This is a genomic window from Vibrio lentus (assembly GCF_030409755.1).
GTDB lineage: Bacteria > Pseudomonadota > Gammaproteobacteria > Enterobacterales > Vibrionaceae > Vibrio > Vibrio lentus.
Genome location: NZ_JAUFQE010000002.1, coordinates 1,647,203 through 1,664,032 on the forward strand (window position 1 = coordinate 1,647,203; position 16,830 = coordinate 1,664,032).

Annotated in this window: 16 protein-coding genes; 1 reads left to right on the top strand and 15 read right to left on the bottom strand. The window is 44.3% G+C overall.

The window, feature by feature from the left end:
• Window positions 1-25: 25 nt before the first annotated feature.
• The 6 genes from QWZ07_RS15755 to QWZ07_RS15780 form a co-directional block, all read right to left on the bottom strand.
• On the bottom strand, window positions 26-664 hold the full coding sequence (locus QWZ07_RS15755) for a response regulator transcription factor (protein ID WP_017110950.1): 639 nt from the start codon (window positions 662-664) through the stop codon (window positions 26-28).
• Complete coding sequence (locus tag QWZ07_RS15760) at window positions 657-2,012, bottom strand: cache domain-containing protein (RefSeq protein ID WP_017110951.1); 1,356 nt, start codon at window positions 2,010-2,012, stop codon at window positions 657-659. The genes QWZ07_RS15755 and QWZ07_RS15760 overlap by 8 nt, the downstream gene beginning before the upstream one ends.
• 104 nt (window positions 2,013-2,116) lie before the next feature.
• The gene (locus QWZ07_RS15765; RefSeq protein ID WP_017078694.1) at window positions 2,117-3,400 is read right to left on the bottom strand and encodes a TRAP transporter large permease; all 1,284 of its coding nucleotides are present in this window, start codon (window positions 3,398-3,400) and stop codon (window positions 2,117-2,119) included.
• Between the two features lie 9 nt (window positions 3,401-3,409).
• Entirely contained in the window at window positions 3,410-3,967 is a 558-nt protein-coding gene (locus tag QWZ07_RS15770; RefSeq protein ID WP_081279830.1) for a TRAP transporter small permease subunit, read from the bottom strand.
• 289 nt (window positions 3,968-4,256) lie between these two features.
• A complete protein-coding gene (locus QWZ07_RS15775; protein WP_029223544.1) occupies window positions 4,257-5,351 on the bottom strand; it encodes a TRAP transporter substrate-binding protein in 1,095 nt (364 codons plus the stop codon).
• A gap of 576 nt (window positions 5,352-5,927) precedes the next feature.
• Window positions 5,928-6,320 carry a hypothetical protein gene (locus QWZ07_RS15780; protein WP_004733388.1) on the bottom strand — a complete coding sequence of 131 codons (393 nt, stop codon included), beginning with the start codon at window positions 6,318-6,320 and terminating at the stop codon, window positions 5,928-5,930.
• Window positions 6,321-6,540: 220 nt separating this feature from the next.
• Between QWZ07_RS15780 and QWZ07_RS15785 the strand changes: the two genes are divergently transcribed.
• The gene (locus QWZ07_RS15785; protein ID WP_192852942.1) at window positions 6,541-7,341 is read left to right on the top strand and encodes a DUF2982 domain-containing protein; all 801 of its coding nucleotides are present in this window, start codon (window positions 6,541-6,543) and stop codon (window positions 7,339-7,341) included.
• A gap of 86 nt (window positions 7,342-7,427) precedes the next feature.
• Here the strand turns inward: QWZ07_RS15785 and QWZ07_RS15790 are convergent, their stop codons facing one another.
• The 9 genes from QWZ07_RS15790 to QWZ07_RS15830 form a co-directional block, all read right to left on the bottom strand.
• Window positions 7,428-8,081: an MBL fold metallo-hydrolase gene (locus tag QWZ07_RS15790; RefSeq protein WP_004733386.1), complete on the bottom strand. Its 654-nt coding sequence runs from the start codon at window positions 8,079-8,081 to the stop codon at window positions 7,428-7,430.
• Window positions 8,082-8,180: 99 nt separating this feature from the next.
• A complete protein-coding gene (mepK, locus tag QWZ07_RS15795; protein ID WP_004733385.1) occupies window positions 8,181-8,729 on the bottom strand; it encodes a peptidoglycan L,D-endopeptidase MepK in 549 nt (182 codons plus the stop codon).
• A gap of 199 nt (window positions 8,730-8,928) precedes the next feature.
• Complete coding sequence (locus tag QWZ07_RS15800) at window positions 8,929-10,467, bottom strand: L,D-transpeptidase family protein (protein ID WP_192852941.1); 1,539 nt, start codon at window positions 10,465-10,467, stop codon at window positions 8,929-8,931.
• 81 nt (window positions 10,468-10,548) lie between these two features.
• The gene (locus QWZ07_RS15805; RefSeq protein WP_192852940.1) at window positions 10,549-11,637 is read right to left on the bottom strand and encodes a DUF1513 domain-containing protein; all 1,089 of its coding nucleotides are present in this window, start codon (window positions 11,635-11,637) and stop codon (window positions 10,549-10,551) included.
• Window positions 11,627-12,688 (bottom strand): imelysin family protein, encoded by a 1,062-nt coding sequence (locus QWZ07_RS15810; RefSeq protein ID WP_192852939.1) that lies wholly within the window; start codon window positions 12,686-12,688, stop codon window positions 11,627-11,629. The genes QWZ07_RS15805 and QWZ07_RS15810 overlap by 11 nt, the downstream gene beginning before the upstream one ends.
• A gap of 176 nt (window positions 12,689-12,864) precedes the next feature.
• Entirely contained in the window at window positions 12,865-14,253 is a 1,389-nt protein-coding gene (locus QWZ07_RS15815) for a di-heme oxidoreductase family protein (RefSeq protein WP_192852938.1), read from the bottom strand.
• 110 nt (window positions 14,254-14,363) lie between these two features.
• The gene (locus QWZ07_RS15820) at window positions 14,364-15,623 is read right to left on the bottom strand and encodes an imelysin family protein (RefSeq protein ID WP_017110962.1); all 1,260 of its coding nucleotides are present in this window, start codon (window positions 15,621-15,623) and stop codon (window positions 14,364-14,366) included.
• Between the two features lie 177 nt (window positions 15,624-15,800).
• A complete protein-coding gene (locus QWZ07_RS15825; protein ID WP_017110963.1) occupies window positions 15,801-16,436 on the bottom strand; it encodes a GTP cyclohydrolase II in 636 nt (211 codons plus the stop codon).
• A 209-nt stretch (window positions 16,437-16,645) separates the two neighbouring features.
• A complete protein-coding gene (locus QWZ07_RS15830) occupies window positions 16,646-16,822 on the bottom strand; it encodes a hypothetical protein (RefSeq protein WP_017106656.1) in 177 nt (58 codons plus the stop codon).
• Window positions 16,823-16,830 lie beyond the last annotated feature (8 nt).

Below are 16,830 nucleotides of genomic sequence, written 5' to 3' on the forward strand. Positions count from 1 at the left end.
ACTTTTCATGTAATTTAGCGTAAGATCAGTCCACAAGCCCCAAATTGATAGCATACTTCGCCAATTCTGCAGTTGAGTGAATATCAAGCTTATGCTTAATGTTTTGTCTGTGTGTTTCTACCGTTCGGTAACTGATATTTAATCCCTTCGCGATCTCTTTACTGCTCTCCCCTTTTGCCACCAATTTCAACACCGCTTCTTCACGTCTGCTCAATGGATTCTTGACAGATTGAGTCGGAGTAATCGGTTGAGTAAACAAATTCTGCGTCACTTTTTCACAGAAATAGGTCGAGCCTTGATTGACCGTTTTGATCGCCTGCACCATTTTTTCAGCGGAAATCTCTTTCAACATATAGCCGACTGCGCCCGACTGCATCACCTTCATGATGTATTCACGGTTGTTATGCATAGTCAGCATCAGCACCTTCGCATCAGGGTCTTCTTCTTTAATCAGGTGGGTTGCATCAATGCCGTTCATAATAGGCATGCTAATATCCATCAAGACCACATCGGGACGTAAAGACTTAACAACCTCTACCGCTTCTAAACCATTACTGGCGGTACCTATCACACAAATATCTGGCTCGAGTTCCAATCTCGCCATAAAGCCATCCAGTACCACTTGGTGATCGTCAGCGATCACAACTCGAATAACTTCACTCATTCATTAATCCCTCTAGTGTCAGTAACACTGTAATTTCCGTTCCGAGGCCAATCTCACTCATTAGTTCAAAATCCCCACCAATGAACTCCACTCGCTCTCTCATATTACGCAGACCAATCCCTCGTTTTTCCATTGCTTTATAAGTGTTGAAACCGACACCATCGTCTTGGATCAGCAGTTGCAATACATTGCCAATTTGCTGCGCGATAACCGTCACTTTGGTCGCTTGTGCGTGCTTTTCTATGTTGTTCAAAGATTCTTGCACGACTCGATACAAGGTCGTTGCGGCTTCTGATTTGAGCTTGCCGGGTTGAGTGCTGAACAAAGTCTCGACTTCAATACCCGAGTGAGCCTGAAAATCCAACAACAACGAAGACAATGCCGCTTCTAAGCCGATATCATCCAGTGAACTTGGTCGAAGTTGATGGGAGATGTGCCTCACCTCTTCAATCGCTCGCATCAGTGAATGCTGAGACTTATTCAAGTGCGCCTTGAGATCTTCATTTTGTAACTTATTACCAAGCAGTTCTAAATGGCAACGACTTGATACTAATAATTGATTAATACCGTCATGTAGCTCTCGCGCTAAATGCTTCTTCTCGTCTTCTTGAAACATCACCGTTTTATGGGCGAGCTCTTTCAAATTATTATCCGCGATTCGATGCTCGTGCATGTTGATGGCTAAGGTCAACACGATGATCACCGCCACGGTCACGCTTAAAATGACCACAATGGAAAAGAACGTAGTTTCAATATTCTTGTTGATCGCAGCCTGCATCGAAGCCACTTCTTGATGTACGTCTTCAATATACAACCCCGTGCCAATCATCCAATCCCAACGTTCTAACCAAGCCGCATAGCTCAGCTTAGAGACCACTTCGCCGGTTGAAGGCTTTTGCCACAGGTATTGGTGAAACCCGCCTCCGGTTTGCGCTTCCTTCAACAGCGCTTCGATTAGGAAATCGCCATCTTCATCTTGCAGTTGAAGTAGGTTTTGCCCAATCAACTCTGGCTGGATTGGATGAACCAAATTGGTTCCGTGGCGATCATACGCAAAGAAGTAACCGTCAGAACCATACCTAAGTTTAGACAATATGGTTCGAACTTCTCTTTTGGCTTGGGCTTCTTGGATATCGGGATCGTTGTAGATATGTTCGATGGCATCAAATGCGAGATCGACAGTGTCTTTGAGGGCGTTTTCACGCGACTTGATTAAGCTGTCTCTGAAGATCTCGACCTCTTTCGCACCCAACGTCTTGGTTTGATGCAACGAGATCCAACTAATGCTCGCCGTTACTAGCAGCAACGGGAGTAACGTCAGCAAAATCAGCTTAGCTTTTAGAGGCATTCCTTTTCCTCACAAAAAACGGCTTACTGAACATCAATAAGCCGTTTTACTTTATCAATTTATAGATAGCCGTTGAAACATATCATTCACATTCTAGGCTTCACTCACATTCCATAGAAAGATGGGAAAGCGAGAAGTGATCCAAGTACGAGGATTTGAATCAGAATGAACGGCATCACGCCTCGGTAGATGTCCTTTGTGGTGACGCCTTTCGGTGCTACCCCTTTCAAATAGAACAAACTGAAGCCAAATGGCGGTGTTAAGAATGAGGTTTGCAGGTTCATTGCAATAAGGATAGCAAACCAAGTCATGTTGATGCCCATCAATTCAGCCACTGGCGCAATGATTGGCACGATAATGAAACAGATTTCTACGAAGTCGATGAAGAAACCCAAAATCAAAATAACCAACATGGTGATGATCAGGAAGCCCCACTTCTCACCTGGCAGCTGCAACATCCACTCTTCAACCAGATAATCACCGCCCGTGTAAGTGAACGCCATCGAGAATGCCGTCGCACCAAGCAGGATAGCAAAGACCATCGCGGTCACTTTCACTGTCTCTTTCGACGCAGCAAACACCATCGACCAACTAAATTGACCGTATAACAGTGCAAGAACCAATGCACCTGCACCACCTAACGCTGCCGATTCAGTTGGCGTTGCTACACCAGCAAAGATAGAGCCCAATACAACAATGATCAGCGCTAGAGGTGGAAGAATCGCTTTAAGCGCATTAAACACTTCTTGCTTACGGCTAATGGAGTCATCACGCTCAATAGGTTGAGCCGATTCAGGGTTGAGCTTTGCGTATATCAAGATATAAACAATGTAAGCACCCACTAGCATCACACCCGGCCAAATTGCCGCTTGGAACAAGTCCCCAACCGGTACACCCAATACATCACCTAATAAAATCAGGACGATGGATGGCGGAATGATTTGCCCTAACGTACCAGACGCACAGATGGTGCCGCAGGCTAACCCTTTGTCGTAGTTGTATTTGAGCATAACGGGCAGAGAGATAAGCCCCATTGCCACCACAGAAGCACCCACTACACCCGTAGATGCGGCAAGTAGCGAGCCCACCAGCACGGTCGAGATAGCAATACCACCTCGAACACCACCAAACAATCGCCCCATTGACTCAAGCAACTGCTCAGCAAGCTTGGTCTTTTGTAGAACAAGCCCCATGAAAACGAACAATGGAACGGCCATCAGCACCGTATTTTCCATGATCGATTGAATTCGATATGGCATGAAGGCGAACATTTCGATGCCTTCAGCCCAAACACCAAAGATTAACGCGATACCACCAAAGGTGAACGCAACCGGGAAGCCAAGTAAAAGTGCAAACAAGGCTACGAAAAACATTACTATTCCAATCATGTTCAGCCTCTACTTGTTCTTTGCATGAATATTATTTGCATGGATAAGATGCGGATTAAAGATCTTGTTCAGTGAATGCAGGATTAAACCCACGCCACTGAGTGCCATTAAGAAAAATGAAAGTGGAATCATCGCTTTAATGATCCATCGGTAAGGAAGGCCTCCGGGATCGCCCGACGTTTCGCCAAGATTATAACTTTCTTTCGCAACATCGATTCCAAACCAAGCCACTAACAAACAGAAAGGAAGCAGGAAGACAACGGTACCTATTAGGTCAATAATCGCTTGTGCCTTGAAGCTGAGTTGCTCGTAAAAAACATCAACTCGTACGTGGCCACCCGCTTTAATTGCATAAGGAACACCTAGCAAGAATACGGCTGAGAAAAGGTGCCATTCCATCTCTTGGAAGGCGATAGACACATCGTTAAAGGCGTATCGCATCACAACGTCATACACAACGTTCGCAACAAGAAGGATAAACAACATACTGGAAAGCCATCCCAGTGCATCACCGATACGATTAAATAGGCGTTCAATATAAATTAGACTTCGCATTCCCGACTCCATGGAATTTGAAAAGACATCGCGTATTAGAGTTAGTGCAGCTACAACGAATAGCGCTAACAAGATACACGACGTAGAAAGGGTTCTTGAGCGTATTACAGGATTTATCCTGCTTAATTATTATGGTTAAAATGAACCCGCTGCTTATCTGCTTATCTACTTATCTGCTTATCTACTTATCTGCTTATCTGCTTATCTGCTTGGATACGTAGATACTTAAGCCCTTAGGCACAAGTGATATAGCAGTGCATCTGCTTTGGGTTCATTTAACTTTTAGGTCAACCGCTGTCGACTATTTCGCTTGGCTATTTAAATAAGCTCTGTGTGAAATATCCGTCCATGAGCGCACTTGCTCTAGGTAGCTTGCTTGTGAAGCTTGGATTTCTTTCGCCAGTGCATCTTTCTCAGCATGTGCTGCAAGTAGGCGATCGTTCGCTTCTTTCAGTGCCGACATGACTTCTGGCGGGAAATCTTTCACTTGAACGTCTGGGTATTCTGTTTTCATTGACACCCAGTTTTTGCCGCTTTCATGCGTTGCTTGTGTATACATGTCGTAAGCCGCTGTACGCATTGCAACACGCAAGATTTCTTGTAAGTCTTCAGGCAGCTTGTTCCAAGTACGTTTGTTCACTAGGAATTGAAGCTCAGAACCCGGCTCATGCCAACCTGTGTAGTAGTAAGGCGCGATCTTGTGGAAACCCATTCGTAAATCAAGAGATGGACCCACCCACTCTAGTGCATCAATCGTGCGACGCTCTAAAGACGTGTAAAGCTCACCTGGGGCAATGTTGGTAGGTTTAGCACCTAGCTCCGCTAGAATCTCGCCAGCAAAGCCTGGGATACGCATTTTCAGACCTTGTAGGTCTTCCACGCTGTTGATCTCTTTTTGAAACCAACCGCCCATCTGGATATCCGTGTTACCACCTGGGAATGACATTAAGTTGTGTGGAGAGTAAACCTGCTCCATCAACTCCATACCACCACCGTGATAGAACCACGCGTATTGTTCTGCAGGCGTCATACCGAAAGGCATAGAAGTGAAGTAAAGAGTGTTTGGAACTTTACCTTTCCAGTAATAAGAGCCTGAGTGACCCATGTCGTATTGACCAGACTTAACCATGTCAAAAACGCCAAGTGGTGCTTTATGTTTGTTTGCTGAATCGATTCTGATTTGCAGTCGACCATTCGACATTTTTTCAGCCATCGCAGCCATGTTCTTCGTCGCGTCACCGAATACAGGGAAGTTTGGTCCCCATGTTTCCGCCAGCTTCAAGCGATAAACCTTATCAGCAGCAGTTGCACCAGTAGCGACCAAAGCTAAACAAGCCGCTGCAGTTACCGCAACGTTTTTAAAAACTCGTGTGAGGGAGTTAGAAATGAGACTCATGTTCACGTCCTTTTGTTGGGTTAACACTCTTTCTTTGAGTATTTTTTATGATTCAACATAAGAGTGCACCTTGATGAGGCAACTAGATATCAGGGAGAGCACGCACGACGGACTCACACAAACTGCGTATTAGACCAAAGGATTACGTAGAACTACGTAGGAGATGATTGAGCAATGCCGAATTTAAAGGACTTAGACCATTCACTAGAAGAATGCTTATTGATAAATACCTAAGTGTTAATAATTAAACATCGTTAACAATTGATTGCCATTTCGTGATGGAGACCTATTTCATCATGCACCAAATATGCACCCAAGCGCATTTAATCTATAAAAATCAAGGTTTCAGAGAATCAGACGCCCTACTTTGGGGCTTAATAAATATTGGAATGAAGAACCTGGAAGCTAGAGAAGAAAGAAGAAAGAAGAAAGAAGAAAGAAGATGTAATCCAGACCACGAACTAAAAGCCACAAGATAAAGTATTTATCGTCAACCACACATCGAACCCAGACATAAAAAAAGCCTCGATAATCGAGGCTTAAAAACTTTAACGAAGCGAATGTAATCCCGCGGGATTAGATAGCTTTGTAGATAACCTTGTTACCTGCAAGTTGCTCTTTCGCTACTAGGTTTTCTTCAAGAAGTTTTTTCAATGCGCCTGTTGCCCATGAAGCTGCTTTTGCGTCTTCTTGACCAGCTGCTAGGCCGATACCTTTAGGGTTAATGCCTTCAGCATTGCTAACAACGATGTCTAGAACTTGTTGTTGCTTAGGAGTCAGTGCTACTGCAACTTCTTTTGTTGCTGCTACTGCTTTCTCTACCGCTGGTTTTGCTGCTACAGTTTTTTCTGCTACAACTTTCTCTGCGACAGGCTTCGCTTTTTTCGGCGTTGCCACTGCTTTAACTACAGCCGCTTTAGTGCGTTTCTGCAGTTTAGCCTGCACCTTACGCTTATGAGCAAGTCTCATTGAATATTTCTCCAGTTCACTGCTCTTTTCGCAGTGGTGAAAATTTGAAGCGCGATTTATACCAAAAAACGGGAGCTATTTGTAGAGTGAAGCGTCGAAAGTCGACGAAAAATACCGATATTGTCTACTACCGTCTATTATTTAAACATAGACTTATCAATTTAGGGTCATATACACTGGTTATCCATCCAGACAAAAATATGAAAACTTGGTGTTGCCTATGGACACTCGTCACCTTACAAATTTCTCTTTGCCTGCATTTACGCAATCATATCGAATTATTGCCATCATTTTAGGATTCGCTTGTCTAATCATGGCGTTATACATTGATAACTCAAAATTACTGATCGTGGGTGCATTTTGCATCAGCGCGCTTTTGGGCACGGGCTATTATTTGATGCTTCGTAGCAGAGTGATGTTCACGCTTACCCCCACTCACTTTCAGCAGCATTTTTATAAAGGTGGATGGGTTTTAAAGTGGAGCAATATTGAAAAGATTGGCCTGTGTACTTACGAACAAGAGGGGTGGCATCAACCTCTCCCTTGGGTGGGCATTAAAATGAAAGATTACTCACCCTACCTTGACTCTATCTGCCCCAAAATAACCTGCGAATTATTGCTGAGCCAGCGAGCACTTTTATATCTTGGCGCCAAGCAAGCAGGTAAAGAATCACACTTTGAAGATATGGTGCTCGACTCATCGCATTACCATGCACGTTGCACAGAAAGCGGCTGTATTGAATTGAGCCAATATAAAGAGTCAGAGAATAGTGACGACGATAACGTCAGTGATTACCAGCCACACACTGCCCTTGATTCAACCAATGAATCGAACACTCAAAACGCGTTGATTAAAGATTATTCAGGATTACAGGCGATGCTTGCGAACAGAATGAAGTATCAAAGAGGATTTCACGGCTACGATATTTTCATATCAACCCATGATCTGAATATCAGTGGAGAGGAGTTTATTGGACTGGCTCGACGCTATTTAGCAGCGGCTGAACGCCTTTCTGATTAAAAATAAACTCGCTCGCAATAAAAAGCCTAGCTTTCATAAGAAAAGCTAGGCTTCATTTTCAATCGTTCTTCTATTAAATCAGAGACCTAGTACAGGGGCATTTCATCCGCTACGAATGGGTTTGATGCGCGCTCGCGACCAAATGTAGATTCAGGACCATGACCCGGTACGAATGTCACGTCACTGCCTAGCGGCCAAAGCTTAGTCTTGATTGAAGCAATTAGCGTGTTGAAATCGCCTTGTGGGAAATCCGTACGACCAATAGCACCGTTAAATAAAACGTCACCAACAAACGCCATGCGTGCTTGCTCGCTGAATAGCACGACGTGGCCTGGCGTATGACCCGGTGTATGGATAACATCAATCACCTGGTTACCAAAAGTGACTTTGTCGCCCTCTTCTAACCATGTGTTTGGTTCAAAAGCTTTGCACAATGGGAAACCAAACATCTGGCTTTGATTCTCTAAACCTTGAAGCCAAAAGTTGTCTGCCTTATGTGGGCCAACAATGTTCACGTTCAAGATTTCAGCAAGCGGTACTGTTCCGCCAACATGGTCTAGATGACCGTGAGTCAATACCAAGTTCACCACTTTAACACCTAACTCTTCGATGATAGCAGCCAGTTGCTGAACATCACCGCCCGGATCGACAACGATGCCTTCCATTGTCTCATCACACCACACAATTGAGCAGTTTTGAGAGAAAGAGGTAACAGGGACAACTTGATACTTAAGAGACATATACAAACCTTAGAGGGCAAACTGAAATTTGGGCAAACTATGACATTGGATGTCTACTTTGACAAGTACCAAGCATTCGCTCGCAAATTCAGCTTAACACTACCAACTGCGTACTGGACCAGTATCAATATGGATAAAGTTGCTACGTGCATAATAACCGACACCACCCGCATTCAAGCTTTTAGCAACGTCTCTTAATTCTTTTAGATTAACGCCATCAATACGGAAATCGATCGCTTTACCTAACATATGGTAGCTCTTCTTGGCTACGCCACTCGACTTTGAGCGCAGTGCTTCATTGGTCGCTGGAGAACGGTAACCAGAGATGATTTGAACTTCTTTTTGAATACCCAGTACATTTTGAATCTGAGTGATCTGATCAAACAGGTTCTTATCCATTGGATGAATCTCATTGCGGCGGAAGTCACGGCACAGTTTGCTTAGACGAGCCATTTCATCACCAACATAGTTAGTACCATCGAAATAACAGGTCTCTAATCGTTCACCGGTGTGAAGGTTGTTCATGCTAATCGTTCTTGGTTGATCAGGGTATGAAGCAAAAGCGATAGAAGGAGTAATTGAGGCGACAACAGCGGTACCACCAGCGTAAGTCAGAAACTGACGGCGTGAAAATAAACTTTGAGACATACAACAAAAAAACCAATTAGATCGAACGAAAAATGCACGATACATAATGGAAATTGCTGCGTCAACGTACAAAAACCGCCCAAAAGGTTAGTATTTGTAACCTTTGCACGGTTAGTTATTGATCCACATTATAATTTTATCAATAGAAGCTTGGTTGTCATTTTTTGGTCAAGATCACCCTTATTGGCTTCACTGATGGTTAACCACCCTCTTTATCATATTGGTAGATGTCACCACGATACTGTATGCCCCCTTCTTCAAACAGCACAGTTTGATAGATGATATGCACGGGGATTCGCTTCTTGAGGCGAACCTTAGTATTAGGAGCAAGGTCGTTACTTTGGTTAGGGACTTTCCTTACCTTGGTGGCAAACAACAATTCAGCCAATTCCTCTGCATGTTCGACACGTATACAACCTGAACTATAAGCTCGGAAGTCATCATTAAACAGGCCTTTACTTGGTGTATCGTGCAGGTAGATGGCTCGCTTGTTGGGTGTGTTGAACTTATACAAACCTAGTGCATTACGTGAGCCCGCCTGTTGACGCATTCGATATGGGAACGAATTGAAATTGATGGTCTGCCAATCGATATCTGTGGTGTCGACGGTTTCCATGGTGCGCCAACCATCAATAACTTGGAAGTTGTGTGTTTCTAGGTAGCTTTCGTCCGCTTTTACTTTAGGCAAGATGTCTTTCACCATGATTTTCCATGGTACGTTCCAAGTCGGATTTAGGATGACCGAATCTAGGTTTATCTCTAAAAGCGGTGTTTTTCGCGACTTTCTACCCACGACGACTTTGGATTCAAATACCTCTTCACCATCTTCCCAATACTTCATATCAAAACTAGGGACGTTCACTACGATGAGTGAGTCCCTGTCTCTTGGCCACAAACGAACACGTTCAGCATTCAGAGCTAATGACGTCAATCGATCATCAAAGCTCATGTTGATCCATTTGATCGTATTTGGCCCGACGATCCCATCAGCCGTAAGGCCGTGCATATGTTGGAAGGATTTAATTGCTGTTTGCAGATCTCGATCGAACTCTGGCAAATCAACCGCAATCATCGAGGTATCAACACCGACCAAAGCAATACGTTCAACAAGAGTCGCCTTGTCTGAAAGCGGGTCACCCAATCGCTTCAAACCTTTCTGGTTATAACGTTCAATATTGAGTTCAGACGCGGTTTCTAGCATGGAGTAGGTCGCCTTGAATTGGTCAAAATCTCCAACAGGCGGCGCATAGGACAATACCATCTCTAATAAGTAATCGTTGGTGACACTGCTTTTCAATCTCATAAGAATATGAGGAGAAGGCGCAGGTAATTTAGAATGCAGCTTGCCCGAGAAATACCACTCTTTACCGGCAAGTGGTGCATTCTCAATATAGCTTAGGTAATAGATAAAGGTGTCGGTTAACAAGATATCCAATTCTTGCCATTGACCACGAGATTGATACTGGCGGATTTGTTTTAACTGACGATCAAAAAGAGGCGCCATTTGTGCTTGTTCTAAAAGCGACAATTGGAATTCAAACGCCTTAACAAGTTCAGGTGAATCCCAAAGAATAGGAAGAGAAGAGTCTTGATAAATGCTCTGGGTTAGCTCTGGATAAATCAGCATAAAAGAGAGTTCTGAATCAGCCGGAATAAATCGGCTCTCGTCAGAACTCGTATAGCCCCATGCATGCACAGAAACTAACACCAATAATCCACAGAAGTATTTCGCTAACATGCTTAACCCCGTCACCAATCATCTCATAAGTATGGCAAAGAAATAGGAGTAAGCATGTTATTTTTTAAGGAGTTTTATGAACTAGATTGCACTCCAGTGGTTATCCCACTGAACCGATGATTGCTGACTGGATTTCTCATAAGGCTTGCGTTGCCTCACCACACTGCCCGCTCCAGAGCTGAGTCGAAATTCACCATCAAGCAGCACGGCACCAGAAGCATCAGACAGTGCAGACAGCTCTACCAAATCTTTGGTCTCTTTAGACCAAATACCGTAGCAGTTGCCTCTTGGTGAGGTCGCAATAATCCAATCATCTGACGCCGCAATACTGGCGATATAGTGATTGAACCTTGCCCATTGCTCAGGTTCCGCATTCAGTGATTCAAACTGTCCACCTTTAGTATGCATCGCCAACAGCGAAGGATACTCGTCTGGCTCGCCACGATATTGCTGACCACAAAGTACAGTTTCCGCACCATCATGGGCTAAGTGTCGAATGCTCAGCTTCTTGTCTAGCAATTCAACCTGATCAAGTAGCGTACCTTCAGGTGAAACATAACTTAAACTCGGTTGCATTGAATCCAAGTTTTTCGGTGTTCTACCATCAGTATGAACGCCGCCAACGCCGATCGCGAGATTTCCATCCGGCATGATGATCACTTCATGAGGGCCAATACCAAAGCCTGTGAATTCCTCGACCTTACGATAGCCTTGTGCGACATCGTAAACGCCAATCACACCTTGGCTGCTGTCCGTTTTCCCTTCAGTGGCATACAGTAACTTGCCATCTAATGAGTAAACGCCATGACCATAGAAGTGACGATTATTCCCTTTCACAACTAACTTGATTTGCTCACCGCTTTTATAGTCAAACACCATAAAGTAATCACCAGGACGACGAGCAAAAACCGCCGCATGTGATGATGTTGGGCAAATAGCAACACCGTGACCACGAGCGGGAATCGGCAATTGACTCAATGGCATACCAAATTCATCAGCCACAACTGCTGAATATTGGCCACGACCATTAAGCGCACAACCAATCAACTGGGGATAGTTCGACGCACTCGCCCCATCCTTTCGAGTCGCACAGCCAAATGGAAGCACAGGAACAGCTGCACAACCCAGTGCAGCCTTGAGTAGCGTTCTTCGCGTAGTATCAGTCACCATCGGTAGCATTAAATCCGATTACCACGCCAAGCTCTATCGCCACTTCTTCATGAATCAGGTACTTCAAACGTTCTAGTTTGTTGTATTGAGTCAACACATCTCGGTAGCCCTCTTTGCTCTGCAATAACTCAAACAAGCTAGAGTCTGTAGGCCAGGTATCTAGCGTCAATGTGAACTGGTCAGCAACGCGATCAGCAAGGTCGTTTAAGCCCTTCTCTCTTAACAAGCCATCAAGACCATTACCATCAGCCAGATAAAGCTTTTGAAGTGCTGCTACATTCGCTTTTAGTTGAGTCATCGAGGTTTGTGCACGCCATGATTCTGAGAAGTAAGGACGCGGATGACCGATTTTCGCCATCGGACGACTCAGCTTTTTCATGCTGTAATCAAGTTGGTTGGTCAATAAAGCGATGTATTCAGACTCCCAACGCGTCTCGTCCAGCGCTAACCAAGGGTTAACCTGCCATGCCTGTGCAATCGAAGATGACTTAATCGCTAGGTTTTCAGTAATCGCTTGCGACGATTGGCAACCTAACGCTTTGTCTTGAAGCAATGGTGATTGCTCGTCATAAAGCGACCACTCTAACGCGCCTAGCCCTTGCACTGTCACACTCTGCTGAGCAATTTCGTCTTGAGACCAAACTTTATCTTGCTGAGTCAGCTGGCGCATTTTTAGGCCTGTGGTGTTCTTTTTGTCTGGCCAGAATTGAACATTCCAGCTCTCTTCAAGCGCCGCTGTCGGGCCTCTTTCTTGGCCTTGCAGTGCCATCCAACTGTTCATGGTGAGCTGCCACTGATTTTTCAAGGCATCTAACTCAACATCATTGGTTTGGCAGTAACCCTGCATCAAGACTTCTAGCTCATTGGCTTGCTTGGCGAATAGAACGGCTGAATCAAACTCTTGTTGATAGACACTGCGACTGATGTGATCGGTCGTGTCTGCTTGATAAGACACACCGTTAACCTCAGATGAAGCGGCTTGCTCACCCAATGATTGGCAGCCTGCCATGATTAATACCGACAAAGGCATTAACAAAAATTTATGTGTCATGCTGTTACCTTACTTCCTAATTTTTCTTCTAATTATATGAGTTCATTAAATACGAAACGACCGCTGACCCCGTATTCCTACAAGTTCAGCGGTTATGTGCTTTAGGTTAACTTATGCTTCGGGTTAACTTGTTCTTTGGGTTAACTCGATCGTTGAACGACTGAATCTCAGACCGACTATAGCGAATTCAAAAACGCCAGTAGTGCTTCACGCTCAGTGGCATTCAAAGACAGAACGTTTTGTTTCGCCATTTCTGCTTCACCACCGTGCCAAAGTACCGCTTCCATAACGTTTCTTGCTCGACCGTCATGAAGCAGGAACGTATGACCATTCACTTCTTTGGTATAGCCTAATCCCCATAAAGGTGTTGTGCGCCACTCTTGGCCATTGGCAAGATACTCAGGTCGATTATCGGCTAAACCTTCACCCATATCGTGCAGCAACATATCTGTATATGGGCTAATTAGCTGATTAGACAATGCAGGCAGACCTTCACGCTCTGCCGTGCGGAATTCCGCTTGGTGGCAACTTTGACAACCAATGTCTTTAAACAGCTTTTTACCTCGCACGACAGCAGGGTTATCGACGTTACGACGAATAGGCACGGCTAAATGCTGCGAATAGAACTCAACAAAATCTAAGATGTTGTCGCTGACCTCAGGCTCGCCACCATTCGGAAAATCGTCACAGGTTGACTGTGCTGATGTGCAGTTCTCATTCGGGAACAAGCGACTGGTTAAGCCTAAATCACCGTTAAACGCCGCGGCATTTTGTTGCATTAAGTTCGGCTGCCCTGCTTTCCAACCAAAGCGACCTAACGTCATTTCATTGATTTGAACATCAAGAACATGATTAGCCTTACCTGAAATACCCTGCTTGTCCGCTAATTGCTGTTCAGCAAATCCAAGAATTGTTTCTTGGGAGATACTCTCAAGCAGACCAAGGCCAATCATTGGCGGCGCAACTCGAGCAGAAAATTCAGTTTTAGGATGCATCTCGCCGAAGGCAAGATCCGTAATCTTTAAAGTAGGTTTACGCAGGGTAACGACGGTGCCGTCTTTGAATTCAACAGGAACATCGGTGTAGCTGATGTTCACTTTACCCTCTGGTTTCACACCTTGAAGCGCGAAATCTTGTAACTGGCCGCCGTAAGTCGGTTCTGGAATGCCACCATCGCGTATAAAGGCTTGTCGCTGCTCTGGCGTTTCAGCAGGAATACTTAAGCGAACCAACATTGAAACCGCGTTCTCATCGCCTTTTTCAGGTGCGTGACCACGGCCATCTTTGATGTGACAGTTTTGACAACCGTTAGTATTGAACAATGGACCCAATCCATCACGCGCATCGGTTGATGATGGCGCAGGTACCCAAGGGTTTCTAAAGAAGCTGTTACCTACGCTGAAATCCAAGCGTTTGCTCATTGGCAAGTTGGCGGCAGGAAGAGAAAAAGCGTTCGCGCCCTCTTTCTTTACTGTGGTTTTGCCACCAGAGTAGGTTTCATGGGCGTGTAACGGAGATAAGAAAAACAGTGCGGTTAATAGTGAGGCTGAGAGATACGACTTCATACATTGCCTTGCTGTGTTTTGATTTTAGTTTTTATGTGGGTGTCACTTTCTTGAGTAGCAAACAATTAAGGGCTCCATAAGAGCCCTTATATTGATTTGGCCTCGGGTTCTTAGAACTCGTGATCCGCTGTGTCTGGGTTTAGGCTATCAATGCCAATAACACCCGCAGCACGCTCAATTGCAGCTGTTTGAGACACTAGAGCCACAATTGTTTTGTTTACTAGCGCATTACCTGCAGCGTTGTCAGCAGCAATTAGCTGATCGAAGTGCTGGTTGTTTTTCTCTGCAGAAACAACAAGCTGACCAACTTGTGCACGTGCTAGATCAAACTGCTTTTGAATCTCTTTCGCAGCTTGCTCATCTTTTTGTTCAACTAGGTCAAACAGGCTAGGGCCAGAAAGTAGAGAACCATCTTCACGCTTGTACAAGCCAGTGTATACGTTGTAGATACCTTGCTCGTTGTAGTAGTGAGAGTTGTGCGTGTTATCAGAGAAACAGTCGTGCTCATCTTCAGTAGAGTTTGCTTCTAGTGCAACCTTCATACGCTCACCCGCTAGTTCACCTAGAGACAGTGAACCCATGCCAAATAGCATTTTACGTAGGCCGTTCTCGCTAGATTCAGAAAGAAGCTCTTGACGGTAGTTGCCCTTCTCGCCTTCAGCCCACTGCTTTTCCATCCACTCTAGGTCTTGGATAAGAAGTTCAGCTGATGCTTTTAGGTATGCGCCACGACGGTCACAGTTGCCATTAGTACACTCTGCGCCAACAACGAAATCAGTGTAAGCACGCTCACCTGCACCGCTGTTTGTGCCGTTTAAATCTTGGCCCCAAAGTAGGAATTCAATCGCGTGGTAGCCAGATGCTACGTTCGCTTCAGAACCGCCGATCTCATTAAGGTCTGCGATTAGCTCAGGAGTAATGTTGGTTGCGTCTACTGTTGTTTGACCAATTTGGAATGTTTTGTTCGCAACGATGTTTGCGCTAGCGCCTTCGTTACCAAGCTCATATTGGTAATCAGAAGAAACGTAATCGATAAGGCCTTCATCTAGTGGCCATGCGTTCAATTGGCCTTCCCAATCATCAACAACAACGTTACCAAAGCGGAATACTTCAGATTGTTGGTAAGGTACACGAGACTCAAGCCAAGCTTGTTTTACTTGTTCGAAATTGCCAGCAGAAGGAGAAGCTAAGAAGGTATCAATAGAAGAGTTCAACGCTTTTGCTGTAATTACTGAATCTGCAAACACTGCATGAGCAATATCTGCGTAATGTTCTACAACTTGATCTTGAGTTACTGCTGCGAAAGAAGAAGCAGAGGCAAAAATGAGTGACGAAGTTACGGCTTTGGTCACTAAAGATTTAATGGTCATGAAGCATCCTTGTTGAGCTTTAAATTATTATTCGTAGTAATAGTGCAAACCATTATCATTTGCACTACGGATTGGAATAATACAAACTTACAATTTTATTGCAAGATAAATACAAAAAAACCTCACATTTGTGAGGTCTTTAAACATTTTTGTGTTAGGCGCAACAGTGGAGGCTAATCAGATGTCCAGATTATGCTTACCGTGTGAGACTTTGGCTTTCAAGTAGCTTTCGTTACCCGATTTAATGTGGGCCGAAGTGTTGACCACTTCTGCAATCTCAATACCAAACTCTTTAAGTTCGTTGATTTTCTTAGGGTTGTTGGTCACCAAGCGGATTTTTGTGGTACCCAGCGCGCGTAACATTTCTGCAGCTTCGGTGAAATCACGTAAGTCGTCGCCAAAACCCAAGTGGTTATTCGCTTCGTAAGTGTTCATCCCTTCGCTTTGAAGGCGGTACGCATCAATCTTGTTGTATAAGCCGATACCACGACCTTCTTGGCGTAGATAAAGAATCACACCGCCAGTTTCACCCATGATTTGAATGGTTTCGTCTAGCTGCTCGCCACAATCACAGCGAGATGAATGAAAAACATCACCAGTCAGACATTCAGAGTGCATACGAACAAGAGGTATGTCTTGTGTCTTATCGGCTGATTTAAATATCACAGCAACATGCTCTTTATCTGTTTTCAATCCATGAAAAGACAGAAGTTCAGCATCAATACTGCTTGTTACCCCTACTTTGAAATCTATTCTGGCACGTACTTCCGCCATATTTATACTCACTTGAAAATTCGATGTATTTAACAACACTACATTATTTGTCTAAACAAGTTTTTGTAGCCAACTATCTAATGATAGACACTATGGGGCTGTTAACAATTTTTTTCAAGGTCGACTACGCACAAAGTGTTACATTATAACAATTAATCATCGAACAAGAAAAAACCCCACATTGGTGATACCAACATGGGGTTATAAATTAATCAGTTGCGGCTGAGGCTCTACTTTTTACAGAACGATCAACTTACTTGAGTTTGCTTCCAAATGACGAGTTGAACCCAAGCATTCTCCAGCTCTGTTAGTTCTTCTTGCGTGAGCGTAGAAATACTCGACTTGGCACTGTATTTTTCTCCCCACTTGTCCGATTGGACATGGGTATGGAATTCTTTTTTCAAATTTGAGATTAGGTTATCCACAAATACAT

Coding starts and splice junctions, on each gene's coding strand:
- QWZ07_RS15755 (WP_017110950.1), bottom strand. CDS start 664: ATGAGTGAAGTTATTCGAGTTGTGATCGCTGACGATCACCAAGTGGTA.
- QWZ07_RS15760 (WP_017110951.1), bottom strand. CDS start 2,012: ATGCCTCTAAAAGCTAAGCTGATTTTGCTGACGTTACTCCCGTTGCTG.
- QWZ07_RS15765 (WP_017078694.1), bottom strand. CDS start 3,400: ATGATTGGAATAGTAATGTTTTTCGTAGCCTTGTTTGCACTTTTACTT.
- QWZ07_RS15770 (WP_081279830.1), bottom strand. CDS start 3,967: ATGGAGTCGGGAATGCGAAGTCTAATTTATATTGAACGCCTATTTAAT.
- QWZ07_RS15775 (WP_029223544.1), bottom strand. CDS start 5,351: ATGAGTCTCATTTCTAACTCCCTCACACGAGTTTTTAAAAACGTTGCG.
- QWZ07_RS15780 (WP_004733388.1), bottom strand. CDS start 6,320: ATGAGACTTGCTCATAAGCGTAAGGTGCAGGCTAAACTGCAGAAACGC.
- QWZ07_RS15785 (WP_192852942.1), top strand. CDS start 6,541: ATGGACACTCGTCACCTTACAAATTTCTCTTTGCCTGCATTTACGCAA.
- QWZ07_RS15790 (WP_004733386.1), bottom strand. CDS start 8,081: ATGTCTCTTAAGTATCAAGTTGTCCCTGTTACCTCTTTCTCTCAAAAC.
- mepK (WP_004733385.1), bottom strand. CDS start 8,729: ATGTCTCAAAGTTTATTTTCACGCCGTCAGTTTCTGACTTACGCTGGT.
- QWZ07_RS15800 (WP_192852941.1), bottom strand. CDS start 10,467: ATGTTAGCGAAATACTTCTGTGGATTATTGGTGTTAGTTTCTGTGCAT.
- QWZ07_RS15805 (WP_192852940.1), bottom strand. CDS start 11,637: ATGGTGACTGATACTACGCGAAGAACGCTACTCAAGGCTGCACTGGGT.
- QWZ07_RS15810 (WP_192852939.1), bottom strand. CDS start 12,688: ATGACACATAAATTTTTGTTAATGCCTTTGTCGGTATTAATCATGGCA.
- QWZ07_RS15815 (WP_192852938.1), bottom strand. CDS start 14,253: ATGAAGTCGTATCTCTCAGCCTCACTATTAACCGCACTGTTTTTCTTA.
- QWZ07_RS15820 (WP_017110962.1), bottom strand. CDS start 15,623: ATGACCATTAAATCTTTAGTGACCAAAGCCGTAACTTCGTCACTCATT.